Genomic DNA, 18,464 nt, shown 5'->3' with positions numbered 1-18,464 from the left:
TGGTCGACGGCGAACTGCGCCCTGTGCCGCCGGCCGGGATGTCCCTGCTGCGGGCCCTGGTCCGCCGCCCCGGCTGGGTGGTCTCCCGAGCGGACCTGCTGCGCGCGCTGCCTGGCTCCGGCCGCGACGAACACGCCGTAGAGACGGCGATGGCCCGCCTGCGTGCCTCCCTGGGCGCCCCCAACCTCATCCAGACGGTGGTCAAACGCGGCTACCGCCTGGCCCTGGACCCCGCGGCGGACACGAAGTACGCGGACGCGTAGCCCCCGGCCCAGCGCAGCGGGCGGCCAGGGGAGGCCGGAGCCCAGCCTTCCCCACCCCACCCCGCCCCGCCCCTTCCCGCTGTGACACTTTGCGGCTCCGCCGCGTGAGGGGCTCCGCCCCAGACCCCGCTCCTCAATCGCCGGAGGGGCTGGATGGGGCCAGCCGGAGGGGCTGGATGGGGCCGGGGGTTGCTGGGGCTCCGCTCCAGGCCCCGCTCCTCAATCGCCGGAGGGGCTGGATGTCCACACTGGGTTTGCCTGCTGCTGCCGCGTCCAGCCCGTCAGCCGCCCTGAGGCCACGCCCAGCCCCGCCTCACCTGCCAGGCCGCCGGTGAGGGGACGTGTCGGGGCGCTCCCCGCAGGGCGTTGAACGCAACCACCGCGAACGAACCCACACCTACCCGAACGTTCGACGCCCGAGGAGACGCCCCGGCGCGGCACCGACCCCAACGCCCCGCGCACGCGACCCCCCGAAGCGACGCACACCCGGCCGCCCCGGCGCCGCACCGACCCAACGCCCCTGCGCCCGGCCTCTACCGTACGGGGATGATCTCTGACCCCCGGACCATCGCAGACGGCATCACGCTTCGCCCCGCGACCCCGGACGACGCCCGACCGCTCGCCGAAGCCCTGGCTCGCAGCCGTGAGTACATGCGCCCCTGGGAGCCGGACCGCCCCGGCTCCTTCTTCACGCCCGAGGGCCAGGCCGACCGGCTGGCCGCCCGCCTCGCGGAACTCGCGGCCGGGCGCGCCGTGCCCTGGGTCCTGGCGGAGGGTGAGATTGTCATCGGCGGATTCACCCTCTCCAACATCGTCCTGGGCCCCTTCCGCAGCGCGAACCTCGGCTACTGGATCGACGTAACCCGCACCGGCCGCGGCCTCGCCACCGCCGCCGTGACCGAGGTCTGCCGTGCCGCCCGCGACGACCTCGGCCTGCACCGCGTCGAAGCCGGCACCGTTCTCGACAACGCCGCGTCCCAACGCGTCCTGGTCAAGGCGGGATTCGAGGAGATCGGTATCGCCCCCGACTACCTCCACATCAACGGCGAGTGGCGCGACCACAAGCTCTTTCAGCGCATCCTGCACCGGTAGGAGGGGTTCCGGCGGACCCCGTCGCCGGGCACTCTGGGGGACGACACCCACCGGTAACCTCGAGGCGGTGACAGACGCATGGCAGCGGGCAGCACAGGCTCGTGCGAGTTGCGGTTCGATTCCGGACGGGTCTGTCTGGACCTGGTGGCGACAGGAGCGCACAGCACCGACCAGCTGAGCCACCCCGGACGCCTCCGGGAGTGGCTCGTGGGCGCGAAGCTCGTCCCCGGCGAGGCGGCGCTGGACGCCGTGGACGACGAGTGGGTCCACCAGTTCACGGAAGTGCGCCAGTACGTCGCAGAGTTGGCCCACGCCGCGCTCGCCGGCCGCCCCGCTCCCCACGCCCTCCACCACATCAACGCGCTTGCCGCCACCGCACCCCCCGGCGTCAGAGCCGTACGCACCAGGGACGGCGCCTGGATCAGGACCCTCAGCGGCGCCCCCGAGTGCGCACCGCTGCTCGCCGCCGTCGCCCGCGACACGGTGGACCTGCTGACCGACCCCGCCGCCCGCGCCCTGCTGCGCCAGTGCGAGGGCGACAACTGCCGCCGCCTGTATCTCGATACGTCCAGGGGCCGCCGCAGGCGCTGGTGCTCCAGCGAGGTGTGCGGCAACCGGGAACGGGTGGCCCGCCACCGGCGCCGGGCGACAGCCGCATCCCGCGCCTGAGCCAGCGCCGCATCCCGCGCCTGAGCCAGCACAGCAGCCCGCGCAGCATCCCGTCTGAAAAGTTTTTCGGATTGCGTTGAGTCGATCGCCGAACCCCTGCGTAGTGATGGTGGAGGGAGCCACACAGGGTCTCGACCGGGAGGTTCGGGTGCGCGAGGATGCGGCCGTGGCCGATAGCCGTCAGCACAGGGCTCGACATCGAAGCGAGCGTCCGCGCGCCGAAAAACCGACGCCGGACGAGGAGTTGATGCGCGCGCTCTACCGCGAACACGCCGGACCGCTGCTCGCCTACGTACTCCGCCTCGTCGCGGGTGACCGCCAGCGGGCAGAGGACGTCGTACAGGAGACGCTCATCCGTGCCTGGAAGAACGCCGGTCAGCTCAACCGGGCGACCGGTTCTGTCCGCCCCTGGCTGGTGACGGTCGCACGACGCATCGTCATCGACAACCATCGCAGCCGGCAGTCCCGGCCGCAGGAGGTCGATCCGTCACCGCTGGAGGTCATGCCCGCGGAGGACGAGATCGACAAGGCGCTGTGGCTGATGACGCTCTCCGACGCGCTCGACGATTTGACTCCCGCTCACCGGGAAGCACTCGTCGAGACGTATTTCAGAGGGCGTACGGTCAATGAGGCGGCCGAAGTGCTCGGCATACCCAGTGGGACCGTCAGGTCCCGGGTCTTCTACGCACTGCGCTCCATGAAGCTCGCGCTGGAGGAACGAGGGGTGACGGCATGACGACGTACGACCGGCACTCCGAGCATGACGCCGTCGGCGCATACGTGCTCGGCATCCTGGACGACGCGGATGCCACCGCCTTCGAGGCCCACCTGGCCTACTGCGAGTACTGCGCCGCCCAGCTCGACGACTTCGCGGGCATGGAGCCGCTGATGGCGGCCCTGGCCGAGGCCCCGGGCCCGCCCCCGCGGTTGACCGAGCCGAGCCCCCAGCTCCTCAGCAGGCTCACCGACGAGGTGGCCGCGGGCCGCGCGCAGCGCCGCCGCCGAGGGTTCTACCTGGTCGCCGCCGCCGCGGTGCTGGTGGTCGGCGGTCCGACGATCGCCGTGGTGGCCACCTCCGGCAACAACGACCCGGACCGGAACATCGCCGGGGAACCCCACCCCACGAGCCCCGCCGAGGACGCCTTCTTCAACCACATGGAGGAGAAGATCGTCGCGACCGACGCCGCCACGAAGGTCAGCGCGACGGTGGGCATGGAAAAGAAGGCGTGGGGCACCCACACCGTTCTGGAGCTCAAGAATGTCCGGGGCCCGCTGAAGTGCAGCCTGATCGCGGTCTCGAAGGACGGCAAAGAAGAGACGGTGACGACCTGGGCGGTCCCCGCCTGGGGATACGGCATCCCGGACAGCACGCACAAGGCCGCGAAGAACCCGCTGTACGTCCACGGCGGGGCGGCGATGAACCGTAACGAAATCGACCACTTCGAGGTCCGGACCTTCGACGGAAAGCGCCTGGTCGAGGTCGAAGCCTGACAGATCAGCACAATTCCCCGCTCCTGACAGGTGCGGTCGCGGCCCCCCGTCGCGTACGGTTGACGGCTGCCCGCAGCACGTCAGAAGGGGGCCTCGGTGGCCGCGCAGGATGCCGCTGTCGATTCCGTGAATTCCGCTGCCGACTCCTCCTCGCAGGAGTCGGCACGGACCCGCGAAATCGGTGTGGAACAGGATCATCTGGATCAGGTGTACCGCCGTCTGGAGGAGAAGATCCACGAGGCGGAATTCCTCATGCACGACGCCGCGAAACGCGGTCAGGTCGGTACGCCGGGCGCGCTCGCCGAGCGGGACGCGCAGGTTTTCCGCGCCGGAATTCACCTCAACCGGCTCAACAACGAATTCGAGGACTTCCTCTTCGGACGCATCGACCTGCTCCGTGGCAAGGACGGCGAGAAGGGCCCGGACGGCGCGTTCACCTCGGTGGAGCCTGCCGAGAACGCGGTACGCCCCGACCTCACCGCGGACATCGCGGAGACGCTGCACATCGGGCGTATCGGCGTACTCGACTCCGACTACAGCCCGCTGGTCATCGACTGGCGCGCCCCGGCCGCGGCGCCGTTCTACCGCTCCACGCCCAAGGAGCCGGGCCGCGTCGTACGCCGCCGGGTCATCCGCTCCAAGGGCCGCAAGGTGCTCGGCGTCGAGGACGACCTGATGCGCCCGGAGCTGACCGCCACCCTGAACGGCGAGGCACTCCCCGTCATCGGCGACGGGGCGCTCATGGCCGCCCTCGGCCAGGCCCGCAGCCACACCATGCGCGACATCGTGTCGTCCATCCAGGCCGAGCAGGACATGGTCATCCGCGCCCCCGCCGCCTCCGTCACGGAGGTCTCCGGCGGCCCCGGCACCGGCAAGACCGCCGTGGCCCTGCACCGCGCCGCGTACCTGCTGTACCAGAACCGGCGCAAGTACGCGGGCGGCATCCTCATCGTGTCCCCGACCCCGCTGCTCGTCGCGTACACCGAGGGCGTGCTGCCCTCCCTCGGCGAGGAGGGGCAGGTCGCGATCCGCGCGGTGGGCTCGCTGGTCGACGGCGCGGAGGCATCGACGTACGACGAACCGAACATCTCCCGCATCAAGGGCTCCTCGCGGATGCTCAAGGTGCTGCGCAACGCGGCGCGCGGCGCCCTGGACGCGCCGCCCGCGCCGCCGGCCCCCGCCGAGGACGGCCAGCTGACCTTCGGCGAGGAGGAGAACGAACCGGGCGAGCCCCGGACCCCCACCCGCCTGCGCGTGGTCGCCTTCGGCCAGCGCGTGGAGCTGGACGCCGACGAGCTGCACCGCATCCGCCACAACGTCCTCAGCGGCACCGCCCCCGTCAACCTGCTGCGCCCCCGCGCCCGCAAGCTGCTCCTGGACGCCCTGTGGTCGAAGTCCAGCGGTCGCGGAAGATACACGGACCAGGAGCTGATCGCCGAGCTGCGCTCCGGCTTCGACGAGGACATCTCCACCGAGCCGGAGTTCATCAACTTCCTCGACGCCTGGTGGCCCGAGCTCACCCCGCGCCGCGTGCTCGCCGCCATGGCCGACGAGAGGCGGCTCGGCCGCTGGGCCCGCCGCGTACTGAATCCGCGCGAGACCCGCCAGCTGGCGCGCTCCCTGCGCCGCCTGGACGCCGAAGGAACCGGCCCGCTGTCCGTGCACGACGTGGCGCTCCTCGACGAGCTCAGCACGCTGCTCGGCACCCCGGCCCGCCCCAGGAAGAAGCGCGAGTACGACCCGCTCGACCACCTCAGCGGCCTGGAAGAGCTCATGCCGCAGCGCGAGGAGACGCAGTGGGAGCGGGCCGAGCGGCTGGCGCAGGAGCGCACCGAGTACGCGCACGTGATCGTCGACGAGGCGCAGGACCTCACGCCCATGCAGTGGCGGATGGTCGGCCGCCGGGGCCGGCACGCCACGTGGACGATTGTGGGCGACGCGGCGCAGTCCTCGTGGACGGACCCGGACGAGGCGGCGGCGGCCCGCGACGAGGCACTCGGCGCCCGCCCGCGCCGCCGTTTCACGCTGACCGTGAACTACCGCAACCCGGCGGAGATCGCCGCCCTGGCGGCGAAGGTCCTGGCCCTCGCGATGCCCGGCATGGAGTCGCCCGCGGCGGTCCGCTCCACGGGCGTGGAGCCGCGCTTCAGTGTCGTACGGGACACCGACGGCACTGCCCTCGCCCGGACCACCCGTGAGGAGGCGCAGCGCCTCCTGGACCGCGTGGACGGCACGGTCGGCGTAGTCGTCGCGATGCACCGGCGCGCGCAGGCGCGCAAGTGGCTCGCGCCGCTCGGCGAGCGGGTGGTGGCGCTCGGCAGTCTGGAGGCGAAGGGGCTGGAGTACGACGCGACGGTCGTCGTATCGCCGGCCGAGATCGCGGAGGAGTCGCCGGCCGGCCTGCGGGTGCTGTACGTGGCGCTGACGCGCGCGACGCAGCAGCTCACGGTCGTGTCGGGGGAGCGTGACAAGCCCGGCGCGGACGGGGTCCCGGCGCTGCTGAAGGGCTGACACAGCGCCTGAACCAGGGTCAACCCGCCATCGTGGAATCACTTACCGGAGTGGTTTGTTAGCCTGGTTGTGGCACCGGCTCGATCCAAGCCCCCGGGCCCAACCTTCGTCGCTTCGAGCGACCACTTGCCGCGAGGCGAGCATGGCGGGTCGGTGCCACCTAGATCTAGTACGTACATACAAAGAAGAGGTCCGCGGAACCCTCGGGTACCGCGGGCCTCTTCTGTTTCACCTGTGGTTCTCGTATGGTGGAAACTACTTTCCGAAAATAAAATGACCGCATTACCTGCTACCCGCTGGTAGGTGCGACCATCGGAAGGCGCCGCCGGGCACCAGTCGCGGCCGCGTAGCAACGAAGCCAGTGAAAGCAGAGGAAGTCGGCCATGGCAACGGCGCCCAGCGTCTCGTACTCGATGACGGTCCGGCTGGAGGTCCCCGCGAGCGGGACCGCGGTCAGCCAGCTCACCACGGCCGTCGAGTCCCACGGCGGGTCGGTGACCGGCCTCGACGTGACCGCCTCCGGCCACGAGAAGCTTCGGATCGACGTCACGATCGCGGCGAGCTCGACCGCGCACGCCGACGAGATCGTCGAGGGCCTGCGCGGCATCGAGGGCGTGACCCTGGGCAAGGTCTCCGACCGTACGTTCCTGATGCACCTCGGCGGCAAGATCGAGATGGCGTCCAAGCACCCCATCCGCAACCGTGACGACCTCTCGATGATCTACACGCCGGGTGTCGCCCGCGTGTGCATGGCGATCGCCGAGAACCCCGAGGACGCCCGCCGGCTCACCATCAAGCGCAACTCCGTCGCCGTGGTGACGGACGGGTCCGCGGTGCTCGGCCTGGGCAACATCGGCCCGATGGCCGCGCTGCCCGTCATGGAGGGCAAGGCGGCCCTCTTCAAGCGCTTCGCCGGCATCGACGCGTGGCCGATCTGCCTGGACACCCAGGACACCGACGCCATTGTCGAGATCGTCAAGGCGATCGCTCCCGGCTTCGCGGGCATCAACCTCGAAGACATCTCCGCGCCCCGCTGCTTCGAGATCGAGGCCCGCCTGCGCGAGGCCCTCGACATCCCCGTCTTCCACGACGACCAGCACGGCACGGCGATTGTGGTTCTCGCCTCACTCACCAACGCGCTGCGCGTGGTCGGCAAGTCGATCGGTGACGTACGGGTCGTCATGTCCGGTGCGGGCGCGGCCGGTACGGCCATCCTCAAGCTCCTGATCGCGGCGGGCGTCAAGCACGCGGTCGTCGCCGACATCCACGGCGTGGTGCACGCGGGCCGCGAGGACCTCGTCGACGCCGCTCCCGAATCGCCGCTGCGCTGGATCGCCGACAACACCAACCCGGAGGGCGTCACCGGCACCCTCAAGGAGGCCGTGGTCGGCGCGGACGTCTTCATCGGCGTCTCGGCCCCCAACGTCCTGAACGGCGACGACGTCGCGGCCATGGCGGACGGTGCGATCGTGTTCGCGCTCGCGAACCCGGACCCCGAGGTCGAGCCCGCAATCGCCCGTCAGACGGCGGCTGTTGTGGCCACGGGCCGCTCCGACTTCCCGAACCAGATCAACAACGTGCTGGTCTTCCCGGGCGTCTTCCGCGGCCTCCTGGACGCCCACTCCCGTACCGTCAACACGGAGATGATGCTCGCCGCCGCGGCCGCCCTCGCGGACGTCGTCACCGAGGACGAGCTCAACGCGAACTACATCATCCCGTCGGTCTTCAACGACAAGGTGGCGGGCGCGGTGGCGGGCGCCGTCCGTACGGCGGCCAAGTCGGTGGGATCCGCTGTGACCGGTTCCACGTCCGCCTGACGTTTCCCGGTGGTCTCGGCGGATCACCCGGCGCGTCGCGGGTCGCAGGGCCTCACGGCCCCCTCTAGGGTGGCGGGCAATGAGCCCGCAGGACCCCTGCAGAGCCCTGCGGTCCGCTTCCGGCAGCGGACGGAGCGTCACCAAGTGGAACCTGTGGCGCTTTTCGTGTGACTCCGGAGGGTGCCGGATTGGCTTTCCCGCCGCTGGTGGGGGCAGGATGCGTATTTGGGCGCGAGGGTCTGACGACAGACCCGGGTCCGGGGACTGTCCGAGGGCCCTGGCAGCATCGGCTTCGATCTCACGCCTTACAGGCAAGAAGAACACGGGAGTAACAACATGAACCGCAGTGAGCTGGTGGCCGCGCTGGCCGACCGCGCCGACGTGACCCGCAAGGACGCCGACGCCGTGCTGGCCGCTCTCGCCGAGACCGTCGGTGAGATCGTCGCCAAGGGCGACGAGAAGGTCACCATCCCCGGCTTCCTGACCTTCGAGCGCACCCACCGTGCCGCTCGCACCGCTCGTAACCCGCAGACCGGCGACCCGATCCAGATCCCGGCCGGCTACAGCGTGAAGGTCTCCGCGGGCTCCAAGCTCAAGGAAGCCGCCAAGGGCAAGTAACACCCAGGGCAGACCCGAAGGGGGCGGTCATCCGGAATATGCCGGGTGGCCGCCCCCTTCGGCGTACGCACGCACGTGTACCGCGGTGGAGGCCCGCGACGGGCCCGGGGGCTCCAGGGGGCCGGGCCGGTCGCCGTACCCCCGCAGAAGGCCGCTCACGGCCTCCGGCGGCCGCGAAAGACGGACAGGACTCATAGGTTTACACGTCGGGAAACTGGTAAGGCGCGCTTTCGCCGAATCAGTGACCCTGGAGCAGACCCGTGCGCGAATCACACCCGGCCCGGCCGAGCCGTTCCCTCCTCCTGGTGGGCGCGGCGCTCCTGACGGCGACGCTCGCCGCCAGCATCGGAGCGGCGCCGTCCTCGTCCGGCGACGACGGCCAGGCGTCGAAGGGCGCCTCGGTGTCCGCGGAAAAGGACTGAGCCCCGCGAGGACCGAGCACAGCGAAAGGGGCGGCCACCCGGTGATCCGGACGGCCGCCCCTTCGGCGTGCTGGAACCTCAGAACATCAGAACCTCAGACGAGCGCGCCGCCCGGCAGCTCGACCTTCGCGCCGAGTTCCACGAGCTTCTCCATGAAGTTCTCGTAGCCGCGGTTGATCAGGTCGATGCCGTGGACCCGGGACGTGCCCTGGGCCGCGAGGGCCGCGATCAGGTACGAGAAGCCGCCGCGCAGGTCGGGGATGACCAGATCCGCGCCCTGGAGCTTCGTCGGGCCGCTGACGACCGCCGAGTGCAGGAAGTTGCGCTGGCCGAAGCGGCAGTCGGAGCCGCCGAGGCACTCGCGGTAGAGCTGGATGTGCGCGCCCATCTGGTTCAGCGCGGAGGTGAAGCCCAGGCGCGACTCGTACACCGTCTCGTGGACGATGGACAGGCCGGACGCCTGCGTCAGGGCGACGACCAGCGGCTGCTGCCAGTCGGTCTGGAAACCGGGGTGTACGTCGGTCTCCAGGGCGATCGCGTTGAGCGGGCCGCCCGGGTGCCAGAAGCGGATGCCCTCGTCGTCGATCTCGAAGGCGCCGCCGACCCGGCGGTAGGTGTTCAGGAAGGTCATCATCGAGCGCTGCTGGGCGCCGCGCACGTAGATGTTGCCCTCGGTGGCGAGCGCCGCCGACGCCCAGGAGGCCGCCTCCAGGCGGTCCGGGAGCGCGCGGTGGTTGTAGCCGCCGAGCGAGTCGACACCGGTGATCCGGATGGTCCGGTCGGTGTCCATGGAGATGATCGCGCCCATCTTCTGCAGTACGCAGATGAGGTCCTCGATCTCCGGCTCCACGGCCGCGTTCGACAGCTCGGTGACGCCCTCGGCCAGCACGGCCGTCAGGAGCACCTGCTCCGTCGAGCCGACCGACGGGTACGGCAGCCGGATCTTGCAGCCGCGCAGCCGCTGCGGGGCCTCCAGGTACTGGCCGTCCGCGCGCTTCTCGATCGTCGCGCCGAACTGCCGCAGCACCTCGAAGTGGAAGTCGATCGGCCGGCCGCCGATGTCGCAGCCGCCCAGGCCCGGGATGAAGGCGTGGCCGAGCCGGTGCAGCAGCGGGCCGCAGAACAGGATCGGGATGCGCGAGGAGCCGGCGTGCGCGTCGATGTCGGCGACGTTGGCGGACTCGACGTGGGACGGGTCGAGGACCAGCTCGCCCGGTTCCTCGCCGGGGCGCACCGTCACGCCGTGCAGCTGGAGCAGTCCGCGTACGACGCGCACGTCACGGATGTCGGGCACGTTGCGCAGTCGGCTCGGTCCGCTGCCGAGGAGCGCGGCGACCATCGCCTTCGGCACCAGGTTCTTCGCGCCGCGGACGCGGATCTCGCCCTCGAGCGGGGTGCCGCCGTGGACGAGCAGTACATCTTCAGTGCCGGTCATGGATCTCGCGTTCCGGAGTTGTCGGACAGGTGGCCAGAGAAAAGAGTAAGGGGCGACTACCCCTGTGCCATAAGGCCAAGCGGGCTTCGCGTATGTCATGAATCAGACACAACACGCTCCGCACAGCAGCCTCTGCGGAGTGTGACGTTCCGCGGGCACGCGCTCCCGTTGCTGCGGTGCGCCCTGAGCTGCGCAGCCTTGCACACCGCCGTCCGCTCCCCCAGGAGGGCGAATGTGCGGGATCATGTCTGGCATGACGGAGGTGTCCTCGCTCACAGGACGGCTGCTGGTGGCCAGTCCGGCCCTCGCGGACCCGAATTTCGACCGCGCGGTGGTGCTCCTCATCGACCACGACGATGAGGGCTCGCTCGGCGTCGTCCTCAACCGCCCGACGCCGGTGGGTGTCGGCGACATCCTGCTGCCCTGGGCGGGCCTCGCGGGCGATCCGGGCGTCGTCTTCCAGGGCGGTCCCGTCTCGCTCGACTCCGCGCTCGGCGTCGCGGTGATCCCCGGCGACGAGGGCCCCCTGGGCTGGCGGCGCGTGTACGGCGCGATCGGCCTCGTCGACCTGGAGGCCCCGCCGGAACTCCTCGCGGCCGCGCTCGGCTCGCTGCGGATCTTCGCCGGGTACTCGGGGTGGGGACCCGGCCAGCTGGAGGACGAACTCAAGACCGGTGCCTGGTACGTCGTGGAGTCGGAGCCCGGCGACGTGTCGTCGCCGGAGCCGGAGAGCCTGTGGCGGGCCGTACTGCGCAGGCAGCGCAGCAAACTCGCGATGATCGCCACGTATCCGGACGATCCGAGCCTCAACTGAACGGTCCGGGGGTGGGTACCCTTGGACGCCATGAGCACTCTTGAGCCCGAGCCCGAGCGCGGGGCAGGTACGGGGACCCTCGTCGAGCCGACGCCGCAGACCTCGCGCGGCGACGGAGACCACGAGCGGTACGCCCATTACGTCCAGAAGGACAAGATCATGGCGAGCGCCCTCGACGGTACGCCCGTCGTCGCGCTCTGCGGCAAGGTCTGGGTTCCGGGCCGCGACCCGAAGAAGTATCCGGTCTGCCCCATGTGCAAGGAGATCTTCGAGTCTCTCGGCGCGGGTGGCGACAAGGACAAGGGTGGCAAGGGCGGCAAGGACAGCAGCGGCAAGAAGTAGCGGTAAGCGGTAGTACGGGGCCGGCCCCCGCGGTGCGCATCGGCGTGCCGCGGGGCCGTTCGCGTTGCACAGGGTGCTCCGGCCGGTCACAAGGTGGTGGAGAGGTGGTACAGACCTCTTGTCGGCTCGTGGCGGCCGATCTAGATTCCTGCCTGTTGTGCAGCGCGAAACCGATGTTGCGTATGTTGCAACGCCGACTCACAGGAGTCCCGGATGAAGCTCTCTGCCCGAATCGCCGTGCCCACGGCCGCTTTTGTACTGGCCGGCCTCACCGCCACCGCCTGCGCCCCGCAGACCTCCGACAACAGCGCGAAGAAGGACGAGAAGAGCGGCACGCTGCGCGTCTGGCTCTTCCAGGAAGTCAGCAACGAGCCCAAGCAGGAGGTCGTGGACCGCGCCGTCGACGCCTTCCGCGCGCGGCACAAGGACACCGACGTCGAGATCGAGTACATACCGGTCGAGACCCGCGCCCAGAAGATCAAGGCCGCGTTCAACGACCCGAAGAGCGCCCCCGACCTGATCGAGTACGGCAACACCGACACCGCCGGTTACGTCAAGGACGGCGGACTCGCCGACGTCACCGCCGACTTCGACGCCTGGGCCGAAGCCAAGGACACCGACCCCACGGCCAAGCAGTCGGTGACCGTCGACGGCAAGGTCTACGGCGCCCCGGTCTTCGTCGGCGTACGCGCCCTCTACTACCGCACCGACGTCTTCAAGGACCTGGGACTCAGGCCGCCCACCTCGCAGGCCGAACTCGTCACCACCGCAAAGAAGATCCGCAAGGCGAAGCCGGCCATGTACGGGCTCGCGGTCGGCGGCGCGTACACGTACGGCGCGATGCCGTTCATCTGGGCCAACGGCGGGGAACTCGCCGAGGAGAGCGGCGGAAGTTACACCTCCGCCATCGACAGCCCGGCCGCCCAGAAGGGCATCAAGGCGTACACCTCGCTCTTCGGCCCCGACAACTGCCCGGCCGCCAAATGCGCGGAGATGGGCGGCAACGACACCGTCACCGCCTTCGCGTCCGGCAAGGCGGGCATGGCCATCGGCGGGGACTTCAGCCATGCCGCCGTCGAGGCGGGCAGGGTGAAGGGCAAGTACGCGGTGGTGCCGCTGCCCGGCGTCAAGGCGGGCGAGATCGCGCCGGCGTTCGCGGGCGGCAACAACATCGGCGTACTGAAGAGCAGTTCGCACCGCACGCTGGCAGTCGACCTGATGAAGCAGCTCACCGGAAAGACGACCCAGGAGGAACTCTTCGACGCGATGGGGTTCCTGCCGACGTACACCGACGTGCGCGAGACGGCGGCGAAGAAGGAGCCCTTCGTCGAGCCCTTCATCAAGACGCTCGCGGCGGGCGCCAAGGCGGCTCCGGCCTCGCCCGGCTGGGCGCAGATCGACTCCTCCCTCGTTCTGCCGACGATGTTCCAGGAAGTCGTCAGCGGACGTAAGGACGTGGCGGCGGCCTCCGGTGACGCGGCGAAGAAGATGAACGACGCGTTCGGCGCGGCGCGTTGAGCGGTATGAACGCGACCGCACGGCACTCCGGCGGCTGGACGCCGTGGCTCTACCTGGCGCCCGCCCTCGTCGTACTCGGCGGCCTGCTGGTCTATCCCATCTACCAGCTCGGCCTGATCTCCTTCCTGGAGTACACGCAGGCGCAGGTCAGCGGCGGTGAGCCGACCACCTTCAAGGGGCTGGGGAACTACGCCACGCTCTTCGGCGACCCGCAGTTCTGGCAGGTGCTCCTCGCGACCGTCGTTTTCGCGGCGGCCTGCGTCCTCGCCACACTGTCGCTCGGCTGCGCACTCGCCGTACTCCTGACACGGATACGGGCCGTCCCGCGACTCGCACTCATGATGGCCGCGCTCGGCGCGTGGGCCACTCCGGCGATCACCGGGTCCACCGTCTGGGTGTTTCTCTTCGACCCCGACTTCGGCCCCGTCAACAGACTCCTCGGCCTCGGCGACCACTCGTGGACGTACGGCCGCTACAGCGCCTTCGCGCTCGTACTCCTCGAAGTCGTGTGGTGCTCCTTCCCGTTCGTGATGGTGACCGTGTACGCGGGCATCCGGGCGATCCCGGCGGAGGTGCTGGAGGCGGCGTCCCTCGACGGGGCCTCGCAGTGGCGGATCTGGCGGGCGGTCATGGCGCCGATGCTGCGGCCCATCCTGGTGGTCGTCACCATCCAGTCGGTCATCTGGGACTTCAAGATCTTCACCCAGATCTACGTCATGACCAACGGCGGCGGCATTGCCGGCCAGAACCTCGTCCTCAACGTCTACGCCTACCAAAAGGCCTTCGCGTCCTCGCAGTACAGCCTCGGCTCGGCGATCGGCGTCGTCATGCTGCTGATTCTGCTCTCCGTCACCCTCGTCCACCTGCGGCTGCTGCGACGCCAGGGAGAAGGACTATGACCCTCGTACGCCGTCCCTGGCGCCTCGCGGCGGAGGCAACGGCTCTCCTCGTCGCACTGGCCGTGGCGTTCCCCCTCTACTGGATGGTGCTTTCCGCCTTCAAGCCGGCGGACGAGATCCAGTCGACAGAACCCAGGCCATGGACACTTTCCCCGTCCCTCGACTCCTTCCGGCGCGTCTTCGAACAGCAGGAATTCGGCCGCTATTTCCTCAACAGCCTGGTGGTCGCCTCCATCGTCGTGATCGCTTCCGCGCTGATCGCGTTCCTGGCGGCGACAGCGGTCACCCGCTTCCGCTTCACGTTCCGCACCACACTCCTGATCATGTTCCTGGTGGCCCAGATGGTGCCGATCGAGGCGCTGACGATCCCTCTCTTCTTCCTGATGAGGGACTTCGGACAGCTCAATACGCTCGGCTCGCTGATCCTGCCGCACATCGCCTTCTCACTGCCCTTCGCGGTGTGGATGCTGCGCGGCTTCGTGAAGGCCGTTCCCGAGGCGCTGGAGGAGGCGGCGTACATCGACGGGGCGAGCCGCACCCGCTTCCTGTGGCAGATCCTTTTCCCGCTGGTCTTCCCCGGCCTGGTCGCGACCAGCGTCTTCTCCTTCATCTCCACCTGGAACGACTTCCTCTTCGCCAAGTCCTTCATCATCAGCGACACCTCGCAGTCGACACTTCCGATGGCACTGCTGGTTTTCTTCAAGCCCGAGGAGAATGACTGGGGCGGGATCATGGCAGCGTCGACGGTGATGACCGTCCCGGTGCTGGTCTTCTTCGTACTCGTACAGCGACGCCTGGTCTCCGGTCTGGGCGGAGCGGTTAAGGACTGACGCCATGCTCGATCTGGTACCGGCTCCCGGAGCCGCGGCCTGGGCGCCCCCGCCCCAGGGCCACTACCCCCTCGGCCACGACACCGCCCTGTTCGCCCGCCCCGGCACCGAGGGCGTAGCTCGCTGGCTGCGCGCCACGGTCGGCGCCGCCACCGGGCTGCCCCTGCCCGACGGCACCGACAACGACACCGAACGCGACAGCGGCAGCAACCGCGTCGAACTGCGGATCGACCCCGAGGTCGGCCAGGAACTCGGCCCCGAGGGCTACCGCCTCGTCGTCGACGGCTACCTCGTCCTCATCGAGGGCGGAAGCGCGGCAGGCGTCTTCTGGGGCGCCCAGACCCTGCGTCAACTGCTCGGCCCGGACGCTTTCCGGCGGGCGCCCATCGACCCGACCCGCCAGTGGTCCGTACCGATGGTGGCCATCGAGGACAAGCCGCGCTTCGCCTGGCGCGGCCTGATGCTCGACGTGTCACGCCACTTCATGCCCAAGGACGGCGTGCTGCGCTATCTGGACCTGCTCGCCGCGCACAAGCTCAACGTCTTCCACTTCCACCTCACCGACGACCAGGGCTGGCGCATCGAGATCAAGCGCCACCCGAAACTGACGGAGACCGGCGCGTGGCGGGCGCGCACCAAATGGGGCCACCTGGCGTCGGACCTGTGGACCGAGGCACCGCACGGCGGTTACTACACGCAGGACGACATCCGGGAGATCGTCGCGTACGCCGCCGAGCGGCATATCACCGTCGTTCCCGAGATCGACATTCCGGGCCACGCGCAGGCCGCCATCGCCGCGTATCCGGAACTGGGCAACACAGACGTCATCACCGCGACCTCCACCCCCCTCTCCGTCTGGGACACCTGGGGCATTAACCCGAACGTACTCGCCCCCACTGACAACACCCTCCGCTTCTTCGAGGGCGTCTTCGAGGAAGTGCTGGCCCTCTTCCCCTCGGCCTTCATCCACATCGGCGGCGACGAGGCGCCGAAAGACCAGTGGAGGCAATCCCCGGCCGCCCAGGCCCGTATCAAGGAATTCAACCTGGCCGACGAGGAAGAGCTCCAGTCCTGGTTCATCCGGCACTTCGACACCTGGCTCACCGAACGCGGCCGCCGCCTCATCGGCTGGGACGAAATCCTCGAAGGCGGGCCGGCACCGGGAGCGGCCGTTTCCTCCTGGCGCGGTTACGCGGGCGGAATCGCCGCCGCCAAAGCGGGCCACGACGTCGTCATGTGCCCCAAGCAGCAGGTGTACTTGGACTACCGCCAGGACGGCGGCCCGGACGAACCGATGCCCATCGGGTACGTACGCACGCTGGAGGACGTCTACCGCTTCGAGCCCGTACCGCCGGAGCTCACCCCCGAGGAAGCGCGGCACATCCTGGGCACCCAGGCCAACGTCTGGACCGAGGTGATGGAGAACCAGAGCCGCGTCGACTACCAGACGTTCCCCCGCCTGGCCGCCTTCGCCGAGGTCGCCTGGGCCGACCTGCCGGCACCGGCCGAACGCGACTTCGCCGGTTTCGAGGAGCGAATGCGTGCCCACTACAAGCGGCTTGACGCGCTGGGTGTCGGCTACCGGCCGCCGGGCGGCCCGTTGCCGTGGCAGAAGCGCCCCGCCCCCGACGGCAGTCCGGCGACTCTCGGACGCCCGATCGAGGGGTCGCCCCCAAACGTGTGAGCCTCGGAGCAAGGAGCGTGCCGCACTGTGCCGGGCCTGGGACCGTGGAGACGCCCCGGCTCGGCATAAGTCTTAAGTAACACAAGAGCGGCTGAAGACACCAATTCGCCCTGACCACCCACGAAGTGCGAAAGCGGACCAATGCCCTGGCCGGGGACGAGGGTCCCCTAGTGGACCCTCGCGTCGGCCGGTTCGCAAGATGTGCCAGAGTTGCCTCGTCCGGACTGTGAGCACGTACCGTACGGCGCAACAGGCGGGACAGCCGGGACACCGGGAAGGGGCAGCTGGGTTGACCACGCACGCACCGCAGGCGGCGCAGTCCGTGACGCTCCCGGCCTCGCTCGACGAGGCCGTGGCGGCACTCACCGCCATGCCCGCTGCCGTGCCCGTCGCGGGCGGTACGGACCTGATGGCGTCCGTGAACTCCGGGCAACTGCGGCCCGCCGCCCTGGTCGGGCTGGGGCGGATCAGCGAGATCAGGGGCTGGCGGTACCAGGACGGAAACGCGCTGCTCGGCGCCGGCCTCACGCACGCCCGGATGGGACGGCCCGACTTCGCGGCCCTCATCCCGGCGCTCGCGGCGGCCGCGCGCGCCGCCGGCCCGCCCCAGATCCGTAACGCCGGGACGCTCGGCGGCAACATCGTCACCGCCGCGCCCACCGGCGACACCCTGCCCGTGCTGGCCGCGATGGAGGCGACGCTGGTGATCGCGGGCCCCGGCGGAGCACGCCGCGAGACGCCCGTCTCCCACCTCCTCGCCGGCCGCGACATGCTCGGCGCCGGTGAGCTGATCGGCTTCGTGCGCGTACCCCTCCTGCACGCCCCCCAGGTCTTCTTCAAGGCCACCGGCCGCACCGGCCCCGGCCGCGCCACCGCGTCCGTCGCCCTGGTCCTCGACCCGGCGCGGCGCGAGGTGCGGTGCGCGGTGGGCGCCATCGCGCCGATGCCGCTGCGGCCCCTGGAGGCGGAGCGCTGGATCGCCTCGCTGATCGAGTGGGACGCGGACCGCAAGCTGGCGCCGGAGGCGTGCGCGGCGTTCGGCGAGTACGTCGCAGTAGCCTGCATCCCGGACCCGGCTCCGGACGGAACGGAAGCCGCTCCGCCGCTGCCACCCGCCGTACTGCACCTGCGGCGCACGGTCGCCGCGCTGGCCCGACGAGCGCTGGGGAGGGCACTGTCGTGAGCGAGAACGAGAACCATGGGACGCCGAACCCCGGCGGCTGGCAGCCGACCCCGCAGGGCGGCGAGTACGACGCGGAGGCCACGGCGTTCGTGCACCTGCCCGAGGGCATGACGGACTTCGGCGCGTACGGCGACCCGTTGGCGGCGCCCGGCCACGACTACGTACCGCCGCAGGGCGAGATGCGCTGGCCGGAACCGCAGAGCGCGCAGCCGCACGACGCGGGGGCCACGGGCCAGTGGAACTTCGAGACGGCTCCCGAGCCGACCCCGCCCGTGGCGCCCGAGCTCACGGGCCAGTGGACGATCCCGGTGGCGGACGGCGACCTCCCGGACGAATCGGGCGAGTTCACGACCTCGGCCCTGGCGTCCCACTGGGGCACCGCCCCGGCGACCCTGCCGGGCGGCGCGGCGGCCCCCTGGGCGAACACGTCCGATGCGAGCCAGACGCTGCCGGGCGGCGCCCCCGCGCCGTGGGCGGCGCAGCCCCCGGCCCAGGGCACCCATGCCCCCGAGCACGGCAGGACCCCCGCCCCGCACGCGTATGAGCCCGCGCAGACCCCCGGGCTCATCCAGGACTTCGAGCCCGAGCCCCCGGCAACAGCACAGCCCCCGGCACAGGACGCCCCCACCCCGGCCCAGCAGCCAACGGTGCCGGAAGGGAACACCCCGGCCAGCTCCCCCAGCGCCCCCGCCCAGCAGCCAACGCTGCCGGGAGGGGACACGCCGGCCAGCTCCCCCAGCGCCCCCGCCCAGCAGTCAACGGTGCCGGGAGGGGACGTGCCGGGGCGCTCCCCGCAGGGCGTTGAACGCAACCACCGCGAACGAACCAACGCAGTACCCGAACGTTCGACGCCCGAGGAGACGCCCCGGCGCGGCA

At 70.3% G+C, this 18,464-nt stretch carries 17 protein-coding genes and 1 pseudogene; 17 read left to right on the top strand and 1 reads right to left on the bottom strand.

Annotation, left to right across the window (positions count from 1 at the left end; genetic code table 11):
• From J7E91_RS30820 to J7E91_RS30780, 9 genes are all read left to right on the top strand, one after another.
• Positions 1-263: winged helix-turn-helix domain-containing protein (locus J7E91_RS30820; RefSeq protein ID WP_214910112.1), on the top strand; the 263-nt coding region annotated here is incomplete at its 5' end.
• A gap of 546 nt (positions 264-809) precedes the next feature.
• Positions 810-1,355, top strand: a complete 546-nt coding sequence (locus tag J7E91_RS30815) for a GNAT family N-acetyltransferase (RefSeq protein WP_214910109.1) — start codon at positions 810-812, stop codon at positions 1,353-1,355.
• Positions 1,356-1,433: 78 nt separating this feature from the next.
• Entirely contained in the window at positions 1,434-2,024 is a 591-nt protein-coding gene (locus J7E91_RS30810) for an ABATE domain-containing protein (RefSeq protein ID WP_214910107.1), read from the top strand.
• 106 nt (positions 2,025-2,130) lie between these two features.
• Positions 2,131-2,760, top strand: coding sequence for a sigma-70 family RNA polymerase sigma factor (locus J7E91_RS30805; RefSeq protein WP_208857959.1), 630 nt, complete (start codon positions 2,131-2,133; stop codon positions 2,758-2,760).
• Positions 2,757-3,515, top strand: coding sequence for an anti-sigma factor (locus J7E91_RS30800; RefSeq protein ID WP_214910105.1), 759 nt, complete (start codon positions 2,757-2,759; stop codon positions 3,513-3,515). Before J7E91_RS30805 ends, J7E91_RS30800 begins: the two co-directional genes overlap by 4 nt.
• A gap of 96 nt (positions 3,516-3,611) precedes the next feature.
• Entirely contained in the window at positions 3,612-6,026 is a 2,415-nt protein-coding gene (locus tag J7E91_RS30795; RefSeq protein WP_374224806.1) for a UvrD-helicase domain-containing protein, read from the top strand.
• 383 nt (positions 6,027-6,409) lie between these two features.
• The gene (locus J7E91_RS30790; protein ID WP_214910103.1) at positions 6,410-7,843 is read left to right on the top strand and encodes an NAD-dependent malic enzyme; all 1,434 of its coding nucleotides are present in this window, start codon (positions 6,410-6,412) and stop codon (positions 7,841-7,843) included.
• A gap of 336 nt (positions 7,844-8,179) precedes the next feature.
• Positions 8,180-8,461: an HU family DNA-binding protein gene (locus J7E91_RS30785; protein ID WP_028815325.1), complete on the top strand. Its 282-nt coding sequence runs from the start codon at positions 8,180-8,182 to the stop codon at positions 8,459-8,461.
• Between the two features lie 260 nt (positions 8,462-8,721).
• On the top strand, positions 8,722-8,883 hold the full coding sequence (locus J7E91_RS30780; protein ID WP_214910101.1) for a hypothetical protein: 162 nt from the start codon (positions 8,722-8,724) through the stop codon (positions 8,881-8,883).
• A gap of 94 nt (positions 8,884-8,977) precedes the next feature.
• Here J7E91_RS30780 and murA read toward each other — a convergent pair whose 3' ends face one another.
• Positions 8,978-10,318, bottom strand: coding sequence for a UDP-N-acetylglucosamine 1-carboxyvinyltransferase (murA, locus tag J7E91_RS30775; protein ID WP_214910099.1), 1,341 nt, complete (start codon positions 10,316-10,318; stop codon positions 8,978-8,980).
• Between the two features lie 253 nt (positions 10,319-10,571).
• Here murA and J7E91_RS30770 point away from each other — a divergent pair, with 253 nt between their 5' ends.
• From J7E91_RS30770 to J7E91_RS30735, 8 genes and pseudogenes are all read left to right on the top strand, one after another.
• Positions 10,572-11,132 (top strand): YqgE/AlgH family protein, encoded by a 561-nt coding sequence (locus tag J7E91_RS30770; RefSeq protein WP_214910097.1) that lies wholly within the window; start codon positions 10,572-10,574, stop codon positions 11,130-11,132.
• 30 nt (positions 11,133-11,162) lie between these two features.
• Positions 11,163-11,474, top strand: a complete 312-nt coding sequence (locus J7E91_RS30765; RefSeq protein WP_028815328.1) for a DUF3039 domain-containing protein — start codon at positions 11,163-11,165, stop codon at positions 11,472-11,474.
• Positions 11,475-11,687: 213 nt separating this feature from the next.
• Complete coding sequence (locus J7E91_RS30760) at positions 11,688-12,992, top strand: extracellular solute-binding protein (protein ID WP_214910094.1); 1,305 nt, start codon at positions 11,688-11,690, stop codon at positions 12,990-12,992.
• Positions 12,989-13,891, top strand: coding sequence for a carbohydrate ABC transporter permease (locus J7E91_RS30755; protein ID WP_374224805.1), 903 nt, complete (start codon positions 12,989-12,991; stop codon positions 13,889-13,891). Before J7E91_RS30760 ends, J7E91_RS30755 begins: the two co-directional genes overlap by 4 nt.
• Positions 13,888-14,721, top strand: a complete 834-nt coding sequence (locus J7E91_RS30750) for a carbohydrate ABC transporter permease (protein ID WP_214910092.1) — start codon at positions 13,888-13,890, stop codon at positions 14,719-14,721. The genes J7E91_RS30755 and J7E91_RS30750 overlap by 4 nt, the downstream gene beginning before the upstream one ends.
• 4 nt (positions 14,722-14,725) lie before the next feature.
• Positions 14,726-16,405: a beta-N-acetylhexosaminidase gene (locus J7E91_RS30745; RefSeq protein ID WP_214910091.1), complete on the top strand. Its 1,680-nt coding sequence runs from the start codon at positions 14,726-14,728 to the stop codon at positions 16,403-16,405.
• A gap of 289 nt (positions 16,406-16,694) precedes the next feature.
• On the top strand, positions 16,695-17,588 hold the full coding sequence (locus J7E91_RS30740; RefSeq protein ID WP_214910090.1) for a xanthine dehydrogenase family protein subunit M: 894 nt from the start codon (positions 16,695-16,697) through the stop codon (positions 17,586-17,588).
• A pseudogene (locus tag J7E91_RS30735) lies at positions 17,585-18,464 on the top strand (hypothetical protein); the annotation flags it as partial. The gene J7E91_RS30740 and the pseudogene J7E91_RS30735, both read left to right, overlap by 4 nt.

It is taken from the genome of Streptomyces sp. ISL-99 (assembly GCF_018614005.1).
GTDB lineage: Bacteria > Actinomycetota > Actinomycetes > Streptomycetales > Streptomycetaceae > Streptomyces > Streptomyces flavidovirens.
This window is presented reverse-complemented; position numbering and strand designations above follow the sequence as displayed.

Excerpts from the sequence above, each read along its gene's own strand:
- J7E91_RS30815 (WP_214910109.1), top strand. The coding sequence starts at position 810 with ATGATCTCTGACCCCCGGACCATCGCAGACGGCATCACGCTTCGCCCC.
- J7E91_RS30810 (WP_214910107.1), top strand. The coding sequence starts at position 1,434 with ATGGCAGCGGGCAGCACAGGCTCGTGCGAGTTGCGGTTCGATTCCGGA.
- J7E91_RS30805 (WP_208857959.1), top strand. The coding sequence starts at position 2,131 with ATGGTGGAGGGAGCCACACAGGGTCTCGACCGGGAGGTTCGGGTGCGC.
- J7E91_RS30800 (WP_214910105.1), top strand. The coding sequence starts at position 2,757 with ATGACGACGTACGACCGGCACTCCGAGCATGACGCCGTCGGCGCATAC.
- J7E91_RS30790 (WP_214910103.1), top strand. The coding sequence starts at position 6,410 with ATGGCAACGGCGCCCAGCGTCTCGTACTCGATGACGGTCCGGCTGGAG.
- J7E91_RS30785 (WP_028815325.1), top strand. The coding sequence starts at position 8,180 with ATGAACCGCAGTGAGCTGGTGGCCGCGCTGGCCGACCGCGCCGACGTG.
- murA (WP_214910099.1), bottom strand. The coding sequence starts at position 10,318 with ATGACCGGCACTGAAGATGTACTGCTCGTCCACGGCGGCACCCCGCTC.
- J7E91_RS30770 (WP_214910097.1), top strand. The coding sequence starts at position 10,572 with ATGACGGAGGTGTCCTCGCTCACAGGACGGCTGCTGGTGGCCAGTCCG.
- J7E91_RS30765 (WP_028815328.1), top strand. The coding sequence starts at position 11,163 with ATGAGCACTCTTGAGCCCGAGCCCGAGCGCGGGGCAGGTACGGGGACC.
- J7E91_RS30760 (WP_214910094.1), top strand. The coding sequence starts at position 11,688 with ATGAAGCTCTCTGCCCGAATCGCCGTGCCCACGGCCGCTTTTGTACTG.
- J7E91_RS30750 (WP_214910092.1), top strand. The coding sequence starts at position 13,888 with ATGACCCTCGTACGCCGTCCCTGGCGCCTCGCGGCGGAGGCAACGGCT.
- J7E91_RS30745 (WP_214910091.1), top strand. The coding sequence starts at position 14,726 with ATGCTCGATCTGGTACCGGCTCCCGGAGCCGCGGCCTGGGCGCCCCCG.